General features: G+C 59.9%; 16 protein-coding genes. 9 read left to right on the top strand and 7 right to left on the bottom strand.

The annotated features are described in order from the left end of the window. Position 1: 1 nt before the first annotated feature. From cysE to FHX06_RS29955, 5 genes are all read right to left on the bottom strand, one after another. Positions 2–814: a serine O-acetyltransferase gene (cysE, locus tag FHX06_RS29975; protein WP_183881894.1), complete on the bottom strand. Its 813-nt coding sequence runs from the start codon at positions 812–814 to the stop codon at positions 2–4. Positions 815–854: 40 nt separating this feature from the next. Next, complete coding sequence (locus tag FHX06_RS29970) at positions 855–1,286, bottom strand: GNAT family N-acetyltransferase (RefSeq protein ID WP_183881989.1); 432 nt, start codon at positions 1,284–1,286, stop codon at positions 855–857. A 56-nt stretch (positions 1,287–1,342) separates the two neighbouring features. Further along, a complete protein-coding gene (locus FHX06_RS29965; protein WP_183881892.1) occupies positions 1,343–2,335 on the bottom strand; it encodes a WD40 repeat domain-containing protein in 993 nt (330 codons plus the stop codon). Then, positions 2,335–3,420: a CobW family GTP-binding protein gene (locus tag FHX06_RS29960; protein ID WP_113015565.1), complete on the bottom strand. Its 1,086-nt coding sequence runs from the start codon at positions 3,418–3,420 to the stop codon at positions 2,335–2,337. The genes FHX06_RS29965 and FHX06_RS29960 overlap by 1 nt, the downstream gene beginning before the upstream one ends. Positions 3,421–3,562: 142 nt before the next feature. Further along, entirely contained in the window at positions 3,563–4,354 is a 792-nt protein-coding gene (locus FHX06_RS29955; RefSeq protein WP_183881890.1) for a creatininase family protein, read from the bottom strand. A gap of 83 nt (positions 4,355–4,437) precedes the next feature. Between FHX06_RS29955 and FHX06_RS29950 the strand changes: the two genes are divergently transcribed. From FHX06_RS29950 to FHX06_RS29935, 4 genes are all read left to right on the top strand, one after another. Next, a complete protein-coding gene (locus FHX06_RS29950) occupies positions 4,438–4,947 on the top strand; it encodes a MarR family winged helix-turn-helix transcriptional regulator (RefSeq protein ID WP_112544251.1) in 510 nt (169 codons plus the stop codon). Between the two features lie 119 nt (positions 4,948–5,066). Beyond that, positions 5,067–6,089 (top strand): LacI family DNA-binding transcriptional regulator, encoded by a 1,023-nt coding sequence (locus FHX06_RS29945; RefSeq protein WP_112544249.1) that lies wholly within the window; start codon positions 5,067–5,069, stop codon positions 6,087–6,089. Between the two features lie 24 nt (positions 6,090–6,113). Then, positions 6,114–7,070, top strand: a complete 957-nt coding sequence (locus tag FHX06_RS29940; RefSeq protein WP_183881888.1) for a 2-hydroxyacid dehydrogenase — start codon at positions 6,114–6,116, stop codon at positions 7,068–7,070. 262 nt (positions 7,071–7,332) lie between these two features. Further along, entirely contained in the window at positions 7,333–8,364 is a 1,032-nt protein-coding gene (locus FHX06_RS29935; protein ID WP_112544246.1) for an aldo/keto reductase, read from the top strand. Between the two features lie 54 nt (positions 8,365–8,418). Here the strand turns inward: FHX06_RS29935 and FHX06_RS29930 are convergent, their stop codons facing one another. Continuing rightward, the gene (locus tag FHX06_RS29930) at positions 8,419–9,198 is read right to left on the bottom strand and encodes a gamma-glutamyl-gamma-aminobutyrate hydrolase family protein (protein WP_183881886.1); all 780 of its coding nucleotides are present in this window, start codon (positions 9,196–9,198) and stop codon (positions 8,419–8,421) included. A 333-nt stretch (positions 9,199–9,531) separates the two neighbouring features. On the opposite strand from FHX06_RS29930, the gene FHX06_RS29925 reads away from it, so the two are divergent. The 5 genes from FHX06_RS29925 (at position 9,532) to FHX06_RS29905 (ending at position 14,591) form a co-directional block, all read left to right on the top strand. Continuing rightward, a complete protein-coding gene (locus FHX06_RS29925) occupies positions 9,532–10,698 on the top strand; it encodes a toxic anion resistance protein (protein WP_183881884.1) in 1,167 nt (388 codons plus the stop codon). Positions 10,699–10,721: 23 nt separating this feature from the next. After that, positions 10,722–11,429 carry a TerD family protein gene (locus tag FHX06_RS29920; protein ID WP_183881882.1) on the top strand — a complete coding sequence of 236 codons (708 nt, stop codon included), beginning with the start codon at positions 10,722–10,724 and terminating at the stop codon, positions 11,427–11,429. Between the two features lie 13 nt (positions 11,430–11,442). Next, on the top strand, positions 11,443–12,480 hold the full coding sequence (locus FHX06_RS29915) for a hypothetical protein (protein WP_183881880.1): 1,038 nt from the start codon (positions 11,443–11,445) through the stop codon (positions 12,478–12,480). Then, entirely contained in the window at positions 12,477–13,256 is a 780-nt protein-coding gene (locus FHX06_RS29910) for a VWA domain-containing protein (RefSeq protein WP_113117250.1), read from the top strand. The genes FHX06_RS29915 and FHX06_RS29910 overlap by 4 nt, the downstream gene beginning before the upstream one ends. A 228-nt stretch (positions 13,257–13,484) precedes the next feature. Further along, a complete protein-coding gene (locus FHX06_RS29905; protein WP_112544238.1) occupies positions 13,485–14,591 on the top strand; it encodes a TRAP transporter substrate-binding protein in 1,107 nt (368 codons plus the stop codon). A gap of 67 nt (positions 14,592–14,658) precedes the next feature. Here FHX06_RS29905 and FHX06_RS29900 read toward each other — a convergent pair whose 3' ends face one another. Then, positions 14,659–16,149, bottom strand: a complete 1,491-nt coding sequence (locus FHX06_RS29900; protein ID WP_112968757.1) for a TRAP transporter large permease subunit — start codon at positions 16,147–16,149, stop codon at positions 14,659–14,661. Between the last annotated feature and the right edge of the window lie 7 nt (positions 16,150–16,156).

Raw genomic sequence — 16,156 nt, 5'->3', positions numbered from 1 at the left:
GTCAGATGTTCTGGTCCATGGTCTCAGCCGGGATCTCATCATTGCGATGGATGCGCACGACGACCGCCGGAACGCCTGCGACCGTACAATGGGCCGGCACCGGCTTCAGCACGACACTGCCGGCCGCGATCTTGCTGAAGGCACCGATCTCGATATTGCCGAGGATTTTTGCACCAGCGCCGATCATGACGCCATGCCGGATCTTCGGATGGCGGTCTCCCGTTTCCTTGCCCGTGCCGCCGAGCGTGACATTCTGAAGGATCGAGACCTCGTCCTCGATGACAGCTGTTTCGCCAATCACAATGCCCGAGCCGTGGTCGAGCATGATCGAGGAACCGATCCTTGCGGCCGGATGGATATCGGGGCCGAAGACCAATGAAGCAAGGTTGGAAAGCCAGCTGGCGATCTCGAGGCGGCCATTGATCCAAAGCGCATGGGCGATGCGGTGTGTCTGCAGGGCGTGGAAGCCCTTGAGGTTCAGCAGCGCATGCAGATAGGTGGTGCAGGCCGGGTCGCGTTCGCGCACAGCCAGAAGATCGGCTTCGATGGCGGCGCGGATATCGGCATGATCCAGCAAGATGCCGTGAAACAGGCTCAAGAGATCTTCGGCATCGACCTTCGCCACTGCAAGGCGCGCGGAGATCACGCGGGCGATGATGTCAGTGTCGCTTTCTGCACTGATGATCTGCGTTTCAAGTAAAGTCCGCAGCGTAGGTTCGCGCGCGGCGAGATCAACTGCTTCGGCACGGATTGCCGACCAGACCGACGCGAATGCGCCCAACTCTTTGGCGGCGGCGTTGTTCGAAGCTTGCATTCTCGGATCCTTGTTCCTGCAATCGGTGCGCAGCCAAGTGTCAGTTGCGGAGGCTATCAGCACTATACACTGGTTCCGGCAGGCGATGCCAATGGTAGAGCATGTCAGGCTCTCCTTCCTCGTTGCCGCTGCCATCGGTTTCCTCGACGGATGAAAAACCACGTGCTTCGTAGAAGGCGCGAGCGCGGTGATTTTGCTGGAAGGTCCAGAGGCGGACGTCGTCCATATCCCTTACTGCCAGGGAAAGAAGCCTTGTGCCAATTCCGATGCCCTGAACATCGGGCAGAACATAGAGCTGCTCGATCCAACCATTTCCGTAGGCGATAACGCCAGCAAGCCGATCATCGATAAAGGCGCCGAGGACTGTGCATTTCATCAGCAAATTCGTTCGCCAGAAAGCTTCGTCTTCCACAGGCGTATGCAAATCCGGAAGGTGCGGCAATGCGTGCCATAGTGCGATGCGCCGCACCATGGCCGCCTGATACGCATGTCCCGCATTCAGAGCCGCGACTTCGACCACCACGGCAATCAGTCCGCCGCGATATCCACCACGCCGCAATCACCGGCTTCGGAGGCGAAGGCAAGCAACTTGCCGTTCTTGCTCCAGCTCATGCCGGTGATGGCGCCCTTGCCGGGGCGACGCAGCAGTGCTTCCTTGCTGTCAGCGAGACGGACGGCGAGGATCATGCCGTCGATGAAACCGATGGCGAGGATATCCTCGGCCGGATGGAATTTTACCGAGGTCGCCATGATGTTGGCCCGGGTGCCGAGCTCCAGCGGCGCCTTGCCCATGGGGCCGTCTTTGCCCTGGAAAGGCCAGACGATGGCGGCCGGCGCTCCGGAGGAGGCTAGCCACTTGCCCTTGGCGGACCAGGACAGCGACTTCACCTTGGCCGGATAGCCTGTCATGCGCATATGACGGGCTTCGGTGCCGGACTTGACGTCGAGCTTCCAGCCGTGCAGCGCATTTTCCTGCATGGACGTGACGAGGAAGTTGCCGTCTGGCGAGAAGGTTACGCCGGTATGGGCGCCCTTCCATTCGAGATCGACAGGCTTGGCGTTTGTGCCCACCCAGTGCAGCGAGACGCCGTTATAGCGGGCGGCTGCAATGCGCATGCCCTTCGGCGCGAAGGCGATGCCTTCGACTGTGCGCTCTTCGGGGAATTCCTTGGTCACGCCATCGGCGAGACGTACGAGCGTACTCTTGCCGAGGGAATAGGCCACCGCACCCTGCGGGCCAGCCGCGAGCTGCGAAATCCATTTGCGCGGCGCCGACGCGATCTCGCTGACATTGCCGCCGGCATCGATGCGCAGCACCTTGCCGTCCTCGCCGCCCGAAATCAGGCTTTCGCTGTAGGGATCGCGGATCGCCGTCAGCATGCCCTGATGGGCTTCGATGACCTTGTCGCTGCCTTCGAGCCGGTGAAAGGTGCCGCTGGCATTCGCAAAGAAAGGGACATCACCTAAAAATTCGACGGCCAGAACGTGGCCGTCGAGATCAAGCGGTGCAACTGTTGGCATCAGGCGGCAGCCTCGCAGGCCTTGAAGGATTCTTCGAGCTTTGCGCGATCGAGATCGCGGCCAATGAAGACGAGACGGGTCTCGTGTTTTTCACCATCCTTCCAGGGACGCTGATGGTCGCCTTCGATGATCATGTGAACGCCCTGGACGACATAACGCTCGGCGTCGTCCTTGAAAGCGATGATGCCCTTGAGACGAAGGATGTTCGGACCCTGCGTCTGGGTGATCTTCTGGATCCAGGGGAAGAAACGCTCGGGGTTCATCTCGCCGCCACGCAGCGAAACGGACTGCACCGTCACGTCGTGGATGGCCGACATCTGGCCATGGTGATGGTGGTCATGGTCATGATCGTGATGATGATGGTCATGATCATGGTGATGGTGATCGCAATCCGGGCCGCAGACATGATCGTCATGACCGTGCTCGAGGAAGTGCGGATCGTTTTCCAGTGCGCGCTCGAGATTGAAGGCACCCTGGTCCAGGACGCGGGCGAGATCGACGCCGGAGCGGCTCGTCTTGTAGACGCGGGCGGCGGGGTTGATGGCGCGCACAATATCCTCGATCAGCGCCAGTTCCTCCGGCGTCACGAGATCGGTCTTGTTGATGATGACGACGTCGGCGAAGGCGATCTGGTCTTCGGCTTCACGGCTGTCCTTCAGGCGCAGCGGCAGATGCTTGGCATCGACGAGGGCAACAACGGCGTCGAGCTCGGTTTTGGCGCGGACATCGTCATCCATGAAGAAGGTCTGGGCAACCGGCACCGGGTCGGCAAGGCCAGTTGTTTCGACGATGATGCCGTCAAAGCGGCCGGGACGGCGCATCAGGCCTTCGACGACACGGATCAGGTCGCCGCGGACCGTGCAGCACACACAGCCATTGTTCATTTCGTAGATTTCTTCGTCGGATTCGACGATCAGGTCGTTGTCGATGCCGATCTCGCCGAACTCGTTGACGATGACCGCATATTTCTTCCCGTGATTTTCGGAAAGGATGCGGTTGAGCAGCGTCGTCTTGCCCGCGCCGAGATAGCCGGTGAGCACGGTAACGGGAATGGGCTTCTGCTGTGTCTGGATCGCGTCGGTCATGAGAACCTCTAGGAATAGGGCCTTGACCCCGAGGGCAACGTCGGGGCCGGAATTGGTCGGTTTCATATAGGCGCTTGGAAGCGGCAGTTCAAAGGGTTTTGTATGTTATAAGATCACATTGCCCGATGGGAAAGTAGGACGGTCAGCGCAGCGTCTGCGCGTCGAAGGCATCGACATCCCGCAGCAGTTCCACGAGCCCGCCGACGGCATGGGCAATCAGAGCCTCGCCCTTGGCTGCGGTCGCCTTTGCGGCATTGCCGGCCACGCCCTGCGGATTGAGATCGGACATTTTCCAGCCGAAGGCATGCGGGCCGTATGCACGCAGATGTTTGAAGCGTTCGGTAAACTCCGTCTGACGGGATGGGAAGACCGCCGCTTTGCCCATGTCCACTTGATCGGGGTAGAGAGCCAGCATGACCGATGTTTCAATATCGCCGCCGTGGATGTCGATTGCCTTTTCGCCGAGAGAAATCATATTCTCCGGGACGCCGAAGCGGGTCCAGCTGGTCGCGACCGCCAGCATGTTGAAGCGCACCCGCGCTTCCGTAGCCACGATGGTCATCAGTGGCGAGTTGCCGCCATGGGCGTTCAGCATCACGAACTTCTGGATTCCGATTGTTGAAAGCTCATCCGCGATCTTTAGCCAGCGTTTGACGGCTGTATCGAAAGCGAGCGTCTTCGTTCCTTCAACATCCATGTGCTCTAAGGAGTAGCCGACCGATTCGACAGGGAGTACGGTAACAGGCAGGCCGGCCGGCAGGGCGGTTTTCAGCCGGTTGACGATACCCTGCGCGATCAATGTGTCGGTTTCGAAGGGCAGATGCGGGCCGTGCTGTTCATGGGCGCCGAGCGGCAGGACCGCGATCCAGTGGTGGCGGGCCTCAGGAGCGAGCGCCGGATCATTGTCCTCGAAACGGAACGACGGAACCAACACGGGCGTTGCCTCTTGTTTATGACGAGATGATGGGCAATGTCATAGCGCAGCCTGGGCAGTGCTTAAAGATCAAAGGGATGGCAATGGGCAAGAAGCATAAGGACGGCAAGAAGCACAAGAAAAAGAAGGATCAGACCGAATACACGATCGTCGATCTTTCGCCGGCCTTGACGCAGGCTGCCCGCTCCATGCGCACGGTTCTGTCGCGCAACCTGCTCGAAAGCGGTCTCTATGCCGGCCAAGACGGCGTGATCCTTTCCCTTGCGGAAAGCGACGGGATGACCGCCGGCGGGCTTGCCCAGAAGCTTGGCGTGAAGGCACCGACCATGACGCGCACCATCGGCCGCATGGAGGCTCAAGGCTTCCTCGAGCGCAAGCCCGATGCCGAGGATGCCCGGCTCACGAAGGTCTATCTCACCGAACTCGGCCGCGGCAGCGTGCAGGCGATCGAGCTTGCCGCCTCCTCCTGCGACAAGCTGGCGACGCTCGATTTCTCCGAAAAGGAGATCCGCAATCTGGTGCGACTGCTGAAGGCGATCGATGCCAATCTGCAGGCGGAAGCCATACATGTCGACGAAGATGAGGAAGATTGAAAATTTCCTCAAAAGGCGAATTGCCTGCGCCGCTTAAATCTTTTAATTAAACTTTTTAAGGCTGTCGCTGCACTGCGGCAGTCTCTTATCGGCTTCACGCGTTGCCTGGAGGAGGAGACGTGGCGCAGAAGATCAAGCTTTCGACGATCGCCGAAACGCTCGGCATATCAACGGCGACCGTTTCCCTGGCCTTACGTGACAGTCCCCTTGTAGCCGGCAACACGCGGGAGAAGATCAAGGAACAGGCGCGTGCGCTCGGTTACATTTACAATCGCCGTGCCGCGAGCCTGCGTACGTCGCGCTCCGGCATTATCGGCGTTGTCGTCCACGACATCATGAACCCGTTCTATGGGGAAATCCTGAAGGCGATCGAAAGCGAACTCGACCGCAGCCGCCACACTTTCATTCTCTCCAATCACTACGATTCCGTCGAGAAGCAGCGCACCTTCATCGAAACCCTGCTGCAACTCGGTGGCGACGGGGTCATCATGTCGCCGGCTATCGGCACGCCCCCCGAGGACATCCAACTCGCAGAAGAGAACGGCATGCCGGCGATCCTGGTCGCGCGTTCGATGGACAGCCAGGATGTGCCGACTTACCGCGGCGACGACAGCTACGGTATCTCGCTTGCCACCAACCACCTGATCGGTCTTGGCCACAGAACGATCGCCATGATCGGCGGCACGGACCAGACCTCGACCGGGCGTGACCGCTACCAAGGTTACGTCAATGCGCTGCGCAAGGCCGGTATCGAGGTAGACCCGAACCTGCGCATTCCCGGCCCGCGCTCGAAGCAGGGCGGTTTCGAAGCCGCGGTGCATTTCCTGTCCCTGCCGCAAAAGCCGACAGCCGCGGTCTGCTGGAACGATCTGGTCGCGATCGGACTGATGAACGGTATCGCCCGTGCCGGTCTCGTGCCCGGCAGCGATATTTCGGTCACCGGGTATGACGATCTGGAGGAGGCCTCGATCGCGACACCTGCACTGACCACTGTCTGGAACGGCCAGACAGAGGTTGGACGTCTTGCGGCTCGCGCCCTACTTGATCGACTTGCCGGCAGCCATGAACCTGACGGCATCCATCTCATCAAGCCGGAAATGCGTATCCGCCAGTCCACCAGCCCTTATCGGCCGCGTTCCTGACCGCCGAAGCCAAGAGGAAAAGCCATGTCCCGTATTGCCGTTCTCGTTCCCGGGAAGATACATGATCGCGTTCTCGCCCAGCTGAAGGATCGCTTCGAGGTGATCAGCGTCGAGCGTGATGAGACGCTGAAACTTGATGCCGGGACGGCGCAACGCATCCGCGGCGTGGCACTCAGTGGCGCCTTCCCGGCGGTATGGTTCGAGCAACTGCCGAACATTGAGATCGTCGCCAGCTTCGGCGTGGGGTATGACGGTATCGATGCGAAGCTTGCAGGTTCGAAGGGCATCATCGTCACCAATACGCCTGACGTGCTCAATGATGAGGTGGCAGACACGGCAATTGCGCTTCTGCTTAACACCATACGCGAACTGCCGAAGGCTGAAGCCTGGTTGCGGGACGGCAACTGGAAGCCGGGCTCTGCCTATCCGCTGACGCGCTATTCGTTGAAAGGCCGGCATGTCGGGCTCTATGGCCTGGGCCGCATCGGCCTTGAGATCGCAAAGCGGCTGGAACCCTTCAAGGTAAAGATCAGCTACCACACGCGCTCGCGTCATGCCGATGCGCCTTATGATTATCACCCGACGCTGAAGGGGCTTGCGGAAGCTGTCGATACGCTGGTCGCGATCGTGCCGAAGACACCGCAGACGCATAAGACGGTCAATGCAGACATCCTTTCCGCGCTTGGACCTGACGGCATCGTCGTCAATGTCGGCCGCGGCTGGACGGTGAATGAGGATGATCTGATCGCGGCGCTTAATGGAGGGACGATCGGTGGCGCCGGTCTTGACGTCTTCTATGACGAGCCGAATGTGCCGGCCGGTCTGCTTTCTGCGCCGAACACGGTGCTGGTGCCACATATCGGCTCGGCATCCATCCCAACGCGAAATGCCATGGCGGATCTGGTGGCGGAAAACCTTATTTCCTGGTTCGAGCAGGGCAAGCCGGTGACGCCGGTCGCCGAAACGCCGGTCAAGCAATAGGCCTCTACGCACTCCTTTCGTGAAGGCGAAGGGAGTGTTTTCGCTTATTCCTATTTTGCCCTTGGTCTTTTTCCAGTTTCCCACTTGGTCAGCGGGGAAGGATTGGCTATGGTTAGCCCCGGCCGCGTCATTCCCAGCGACCGCGATTATCATCGGCGGCATCTCGCCGTCTCAAGCACACACATAGCGATTTGATCGGGGAGCGTCTGCTCCGCCCGGCGCATTTTGTCGCCGGCAGCCGGCACTTCTGAAGGAGGCAGAAATGGATTATCGCAAGCTCGGTCCCAGCGGGGCCATCGTCACCGCATATTGCCTGGGTACCATGACGTTCGGGAAGGAGTCCGATGAGGCAGCTTCCTTCAAGATCCTCGACGATTACTTCGCCTGGGGCGGCAATTTCATCGACACGGCAGACGTCTACAGCGCGGGTGCATCGGAGGAGATCATCGGCCGCTGGCTCAAGGCCCGCCCCACACAGGCACGGCAGGCTGTCATCGCCACCAAGGGCCGCTTCCCGATGGGCGACGGGCCGAACGATATCGGCCTTTCACGTCGCCACCTCAATCAGGCGCTGAACGACTCGCTGCGCCGTCTCGGTGTCGAGCACATCGATCTCTACCAGATGCATGCGTGGGATGCGCTGACACCGATCGAGGAAACCCTTCGCTTCCTCGACGATGCCGTCCGTGCCGGCAAGATCGGCTATTACGGTTTCTCCAACTACGTTGGCTGGCACATTGCCAAGGCCTCTGAAGTCGCCAAGGCACAGGGTTACACGCGCCCGGTGACCCTGCAGCCCCAATATAACCTGCTGATGCGCGACATCGAACTCGAGATCGTCGATGCTTGCCAGGATGCCGGCATGGGCCTTTTGCCCTGGTCGCCGCTTGGTGGCGGCTGGCTGACCGGCAAATACCGGCGCGACGAGATGCCAACGGGTGCGACGCGCCTCGGTGAAAATCCCAATCGCGGCGGCGAGGCCTATGCGGCCCGCAATGCCCAGGAACGGACCTGGGATATTATCGTGACGGTCGAGGAGATCGCCAAGACGCGGGGCGTCAGCATGGCACAGGTTGCGCTTTCGTGGGTCGCGGCGCGTCCGGCCGTGACCTCGGTCATTCTCGGCGCCCGCACATCAGAACAGCTCGCCGACAATCTCGGCGCTGCGGAATTGGTGCTTTCGGCCGAAGAGACGACCAGGCTCAACGAGGTCAGTGCGCCGACGCCGGGGCAATATCCTTATGGCGTCAATGGTACCAACCAGCGTCACCGCAAGATCGAAGGCGGTCGCTGAGCCTATAGACTGGAAGAAGAAAGGCCGTCGGAAAGATCCGGCGGCCTTTTCGTTTCAGGCGATTGCCTGCGCCGGCCGTGACGGCAGCTTGCCGGCCCCATAATCTCTGACAGCGTCGCCGAATGCCGTGAAGATCCTGTTGGACGGTTTGTCGGTTTCGGCCCAGTATTCCGGGTGCCATTGCACACCGACGGCGAAGGCCTTGGCGTCGATGACGGAGACTGCTTCTATGGTCCCGTCCTCTGCCGTGGCTTCGACCTGCAGACGAGGCGCGGTCTTGGCAATAGCCTGGCGATGCAATGAGTTCACGCGGATTTCGCCGGCGCCAATGATGCCAGCGATACAGGAACCCTCCTTGACGAAGACACTCTGGCGGATCGCATACATGCCGTCGCGGTCGGTCACATCGGGCTTGCGATGATCCCATATGCCGGGCTGTTCCTGAATTTCGCTGGCGAGCGAGCCACCCAGCGCAACATTAAGTTCCTGAATGCCGCGGCAGATCGCCAGAAGCGGGATGGCGCGGTCGATTGCGCGGCGGATCAGCGGCAGGCTCATTGCGTCCCGGGCCGGATCAAATGGGCCATCGGCATCGGTGGCTTCGATGCCGTAGAGCGAGGGATGCACATTGCTGGCCGAGCCGGAAACCAGTACGCCGTCGACACGATCCAGAATTGCGTCCGTATCATAACCTTCCTCGAAGGCCGGGATGATGAAGGCCATCACACCGGCAGCATTCAGCGCTGCGCGCAGATACTGATGCTGGGCGGCATGCCACGTCGCGCCATCTAGACTGCGGATATCGGCAGGAATCGCAACGATCGGTTTCGTCATTTTCGCCCCGGAGAAATTATAATGGACGTTTCTGCGGTCAGAATGGCCAGCAAGTCAACGTTTGGATGCAGGCGGTGGCCAAATTGCGGCGGCTGGAATGTCCAACGCTTGTTGGGATCTGGCTAAGTAATTGAATATAAAGTTTTCTGGTTTCTTCAAGTTTCAGGTGCGACGATTGTTGGAATGTCTGCGAACGCATCCGATATTCTGAGAGATCGTGTTGCCGAGTGTCATCCCTTGAATTACATTCCAGCCGATTTATGCAACCTGTGTTCGTAACTTTCGCGCGACCTCTTGGGTCGTATCGGCAAGGGGACTAAGAGGACTGACGCCATGTCGGAACCGAAGACGACGGCACTCGAGACGAAAACTGACCTGATGCCCTCGGTCGCGGCGGGTGGCCCGCCCGCTATCGTCACGGTCGTTCTTCCGCCGGAAAAGGCAGGCGATGTCAGTGATCTGGCAGAACGTTATCGGTTGGCAACTGCAGAGCCGCATACGCTGATCACTTTCGGCCAAGAGGCGATCGGCAGCTTCGGCGCCAAGCTTGATACGATCCTCTCGCAGATTACCAACGCCCAGTCGCCCGTGCTTTTCGAACTCTTCCGAACGATCAGGGAAGGTGTGAAAGATGCGGATCTGAAGGAGCTCGAAGCAAGCATCCGGGAGAAGTTGAAGGGCGGCTTCTTCGAACGCCTGCTGATGGCGATCGGCCTCGGTGATCCTGCCAAACGGCTGAAGACGGTGACGGACGAAGTGCGCGGCATGCTGCAGAGCAAGGCCAAGTCGCTCGGCGATCTCATCAAGCCGATGGAAGCACAGATCGACGAGGAGAGCGGCAAGCTTATCCTCGAAGTGTCGCGCATGAGCACGCTGGCAGAAGGCTATCGCGATACCATCGTGTCACTCGGCGTTTTTGTCGAGGCGGGCCGACATATCCTCGCAGACGCAATGCGGGAGCTCGAACGGCTGAAGCAGGAGGCCGTCTCCGGGGATCCGCTGAAGGTTCAGGAAGCCCGCGACTTCTCGCAGAAGCTCGACATCTTCCAGAACCGTGTGCTCGTTCTCGAAACGGCTTATGCCAAGGCGCCGACGGATCTCGACTCGATCGGCATTGCGCGGGGTGCGGCCCTGGCGACCCTTGCGGATACCGTCACTTCCGCCAATGCCGAGTTCAACGATATCAAGTCGATCCTCATCAGGCTGCACGCGCTTTTCCAGATGCAGTCGATTCAGCAGATCAATGCCATGCGGCGCGAATTGCGCGCTTCGTTGCAGCAATACGGCTCGCAAGTGCTCGAAGATGTTTCGGTCAATGCCGTCAAGGCGGCCGGTGAAACCCGGGTTGCCGATGCCGATCTCGTGCTCGGGACCGCGCAGCGACTCCGAGCAATCGCCGACAAGGTCGTCGCCGAAGGCGAACGCAACAAGGAGCGCTATGCCGCTGCCCGCACCAAGCTTGAACAAGCACGCCAGATCGTGACTGCCCGCCCGATCTGAGATCTCAGGAGAAAGACAAGCGCATGGCAACCTTCAATCTCAACAAGGGTCAGTCGTTCCAGATCCAGAAGGAGATCCAGCTCGTTCATTCCGGACTGGTCTGGGATCCGCCGGAAGGTTCCGGCCCGGCCTTCGATCTCGACGTGCATTGTTTCGCGCTGGTTCATCCCGGCGGCGATTCCAACCGGGCACGGCTCTACAATGATGGGTCGCATGCGCTGTGCTACGCCTTCGTGCGCAGCTCCAGCAATCCCGAAGGCTCGCTTTCCAAGAATGCCGATGGATCCTTCCAGACCGATGACGGCTCGATGTGGCACGAGCGCGACGACCGCACCGGACGCGGCGCTCTCACGAAGCCGGAGCCTGATGACGATGATGGTGACGAAGACCATCATGGCGGCAGCCATCACGACGAAGGTTTTCGCGAGGAGTTCAAGATCGTGCTGGCGAAGTTGCCGCGCGAAATCTCCGAACTCGCCGTCTGGGCAACGATCCATGACGCCGCGCGCAAGAAGCAGGATTTCGGCAAGGTCAAGAACGCCTATATCGAAGTCTGTGATGCGATGGACGACGAACTCTGCCGCTATCAGCTGACGGCGGAATTTGCCGGCAAGACGACGATCCAGGTCGCATCCTTCCTGAAGCAGGCGGATGGATCCTGGAAATTCTATGCCGTCGGCGCGGGATCGAACGCGGGTCTCGGCGACGTCATCCAGGCCTATCTCGGCTGAGCGGAGGCTCTGCTTGACCAGCGGCAAGGCAGATGAACCGCCGGAGAAAAAGCCGGGCGGATCACCCAGGGTGCTTTTTCCGGAAAGCGCTGCGCCCGAGCCTGTTGCCGATCAGAAGGGTGGGAGCCGGCAGCCGAAAGTGCTGTTCGGCGCGCCTCGAGCCCCGACACCCAAGGGCGACCGCCCTCGGGTTCTTGCCGCGGGAGAGATCAGGCGCCGCATCTCCTGCAGCGTGGCTGAGCTTCAGGACATGGATGCGAGCGTAACGGAGGCGGCTGCGAAAGCGGCGTTGCGGATCGTCGACAGCATCAATCTCGACGATCATTATTTCGATGACGTTGTTCGTTTCGGTGCTTTTCTGCAGGCCGAGCATGGGAGGCTGGCGGACGGTGAACTCAAGATCGTCAGCAGTGACGTCTTGGCGCGGGGACGGCAGCTCTCAGCCGAGCTGCTGCAGCGCCTAACCGAACTCGATCCCGACAGGGTATTTGCGATCCGTGGCGGTTTTCTCAGCACTGTCAAAGCTCTCGCCGCGCCCCGTGACCCGGCAGGCCTCTTTTCGCGCCTCTATCCGGAGGTGCGAAAATCGGTGGCGGAGCTCGATACGCTTGTGCCCGACATCGTTGCCGTTGCCAATCAGGTGCGCGCTGTCGGCAAGGCCTATAAGACGCTCGCGAACAATCTTGCTGCGCATATACTTGCCGGTCGATTCCTCGTCCATCACATCGGCAGCCTTCGACTGCCCGAGCGCGAGCGGCAGGCTCATTATGCCTCGCAGTCTGAAGCCCTGGAAACGCGGACATCAAGCCTTTCAGCGACGAAAGCGACCGTCGAGATGAGCATCTGGACCGTTGCAGCGGTCTCGCAGGAAATCGACGCGCTCGCCCGCGCAGCGGAGGGATTGCTGCAGGAAGACCTGCCGGCCTGGCATGCTGCCTACTCCGCGGCGCTGACGGCTCAATCGGCGGAGCTGGCAAGCACAGGCACGCCGCTTCGCAATCTTCACACCCGGATACTTGGCAAATTCAAACTGGAGAGGAACAGGCCGTGACGACATTCAAATTGCAGAAACCGGAGGAAGAGGTTCGCCGTGTCGGTTTCGTTTTGCAGAAGCAGGGCATTCACGAGCGCATACCGGCGCAGGTCGGCATCAACATCGACGTCTCTGGCTCCATGAGCGAACTTTTCAAATCCGGCGCTGTGCAGGCAGCGCTGGAGCGCATCCTTCCCGTTGCTCTGTATTTCGACGATGACGGGCGTATCGATACCTGGGTGTTTTCCAACCGACAGAACATGGCGTCTCTGACGCCGGCCACGGCCAAGAATTACGACGGTTACGTTCAGCGTGAAATCGTCGCCAACAAAGAACTGGAGTCGATCCTGTGGGGCGGCACGGACTACGGTCCAGTCATCCGGTCGAATCTGATGACCTATGGTCTGATGGAAGAAGAATGGGCAGGCGGCCTGCTGGGCATGATCTTCGGCATGCGGCGTGATGCCTTCGGTGAAGAAACGCGATCAGGCACGCCGGCAATCAACTATTTCCTGACGGACGGGGAAAATGCCGACCGGGACGCTGCCTGGGAACTGCTGCAGAAGGCCGAACGGGCTGAATCGCAGATCTACTACGTGATGGTCGGTATCGGCGATGAGAAGTTCGAATTCCTGCGCAATGCCGCCGAGCATTTCCCGAATGTCGGCTTCGTCAGCGTCCGGGACCTCGGAAAATTTGTCGGCAGCGACGATGCCTACGAAAAACTGCTTCCGGCCGAACTCTGCACATGGCTGAAACATGAGCATGACGATGAGGATGACGATCATCATTGACCGTTTGCCCTGAAGGCAAGCCCGGTCGCTTCATCGCGTAAGCGGCCGGCAGGATGCAGCTAAGCCGCTGATTTCGATGGATGTGTGGCTTGCGCCACAGAAGCGTCGTGATCCCAAAGACTAATAGACTAAAGCTTGAAACGCTTCTTCCGCCATGCTTAGCTTTGCCATTACTGCGGGTAGGGGTGAGGATTGACCACGCAGTGCCATCTATACGGGAGGTTTTTGATGGATCGTCGTTCATTTATGAAAAAGGCCGGAACAGCGAGCGCCGGTGCCGTTGCCGCAACAGCTTTGGCAGCCCCTGCAATTGCGCAGGAAAACCCGAAGATAGCCTGGCGCATGACCTCGTCGTTTCCGAAGAGCCTGGACACGATCTACGGTGGCGCCGACGATATCGCCAAGCATGTTGCCGCTGCCACCGACGGTAACTTTACGATCCAGCCCTTCGCAGCCGGTGAAATCGTCCCCGGCCTTCAGGCCGTTGATGCGGTGGCGGCTGGTACCGTCGAGGCAGCTCACACCACCTCCTATTATTTTGTCGGCAAGGACCCGACCTACGCTATCGGAACGGCTATCCCGTTCGGGCTGAACAGCCGCCTGACCAATGCCTGGTTCTACGAGGGCAACGGCACCACCCTGATGAACGAGTTTTATGCCACGCAGGGAATGTATGCCCTGCCGGCCGGCAATACCGGCGCGCAGATGGGTGGCTGGTTCCGCAAGGAAATCAATACGCTCGACGACCTCAAGGGCGTAAAGATGCGTATTGCCGGTCTCGCCGGTCGCGTCATGGAGAAGGTTGGCGTCATCCCGCAGCAGATCGCCGGCGGCGACATCTATCCGGCGCTGGAAAAGGGAACGATCGATGCAGCGGAATTCGTCGGCCCCTATGACGACCTGAAGCTCGGCTTCCACAAGGTGGCGAAGTACTACTACTATCCGGGCTGGTGGGAAGGCGGCCCGACGGTGCATGCCTTCTTCAATCTCGATAAATGGAGCAACCTGCCAAAGCACTATCAGGCAGCGCTCACAGACGCTTGCGCCTTCGCCAACACCAATATGCTGGCAAAATACGACACGAAGAACCCGGGCGCGCTGAAGCAGCTTGTTGCCGAAGGCGCGACCTTGCGTCCGTTCAGCCAGGAGATCATGGAAGCCTGCTTCCAGGCCGCGACCGGCATCTACAGTGAAATCTCAGGCACGAACCAGTATTTCAAGAAGATCTACGATGATCAGACCGCCTTCAAGCGGGATGCCTATCTCTGGATGCAGCTCTCGGAATACACGTTCGATACGTTCATGATGATCCAGCAACGGGCCGGTAAAATCTAAGAGACTTTCTTTTTTCAGCGATATCAAAAAGATAGCCCCGGATGAAGATCCGGGGCTTTTGTTTTCCTTATTGTGCGGGGGGAGGCGGGGGCGCGCTCGGCAAGGCCGGCAAGGTCAGACCCGGAATCTGCGGGGAACCGCCGCCGCCTGGTGCTCCCAATGGCGGCAGGCCGAGCTGGCCGCCGAAGCCCGGGACTTCAATCTTGATCGAGTTCGGGTCGACCTTCGGGCCGTGGTCCAGCCAGTAGGTCACCGATTGCGGCCAGAAGATCACGATCGCCACCAGGATCAGCTGCATGCCGACCCAAGGGAGCGCGCCCATGTAGATATCCGAGGTCTTGACCTCGCGACCGGCGATCGAACGCAGATAGAAGAGCGCGAAGCCGAAAGGCGGGTGCATAAAGCTCGTCTGCATGTTGACGCAGATCAGCACGCCGAACCAGATCAGGTCGATGCCGAGATTGGAGGCGACGGGGGCGAGCATCGGGATGACGATGAAGGCGATCTCGAAGAAATCGAGGAAGAAGGCGAGCACGAAGATGAAGATGTTGACAAAGATCAGGAAGCCGACCGGGCCGCCTGGGATGCCCGATAGCATGTGCTCGATCCAGCGCGAACCATCCATGCCTTGGAAGACCAGGCTGAAACAGGTGGAGCCGATCAGGATCATCACCACCATGGAGGTGATGTGCGTGGTCGATGTCATCGCCTCGCGGATCAGCGGCCAGGTGAGGCGCCGGTTCATGGCCGCGAGCGCCATGGCGCCGACGACGCCGAGCGCGCCGGCCTCCGTTGGCGTCGCAAGGCCCATGAAGATCGTGCCGAGAACCAGGAAGATCAGCACGATCGAAGGCACCATGCCCATCAGGACCTTCATGAGCAGCGCCCAGTTGAAATCGCCACGCACCTCCTTTGGCAGCGGCGGCATCGATTTCGGTCGAACGATCGACAGCACGAGAATGAAGAGGACGAAGATCGCCACCTGCAGGATCGAGGGGCCGATCGCGCCGCGATACATGTCGCCAACCGATTTGCCGAGCTGGTCGGCGAGAACGACAAGGACCAGCGAGGGCGGGATCACCTGGGTGATCGTGCCGGAGGCGGCGATGACGCCGGTGGCAAGGCGCGGGTTGTAGCCGTAGCGCAGCATGATCGGCAGCGAAATCACGCCCATGGTGATGACCGAGGCGGCAACCGTGCCGGTGATAGCGCCAAGCACGGCGCCGACAAGGATGACAGCATAGGCCAGGCCACCGGGGACGCCACCGAAGAGCTTGCCGGTACCTTCAAGCAGATCTTCGGCCAGCCCACAACGCTCCAGCACCGCGCCCATGAAGGTGAAAAAGGGAATGGCAAGCAAGAGATCGTTGGAGACGATGCCGAAGAAGCGCAGCGGCAGGGCCTGCAGCAGGGCCTCGTCGAAATGGCCGGTGACGATGCCGATGATGCCGAAAAACAGGCCGACGGCGGCCAGCGAAAAGGCGACTGGAAAGCCGTAGAGCATGAAAATGACCATGCCCAGGAACATGGCCGGCGGAATGATGCCGAAATCAAACAAATCTGTT

Origin of the sequence: Rhizobium sp. BK512 (assembly GCF_014194915.1) — a bacterium.
Lineage (GTDB): Bacteria > Pseudomonadota > Alphaproteobacteria > Rhizobiales > Rhizobiaceae > Rhizobium.
The sequence above is the reverse complement of the archived record's forward strand: the minus strand, read 5'-3'. Positions and strand labels throughout refer to the sequence as shown.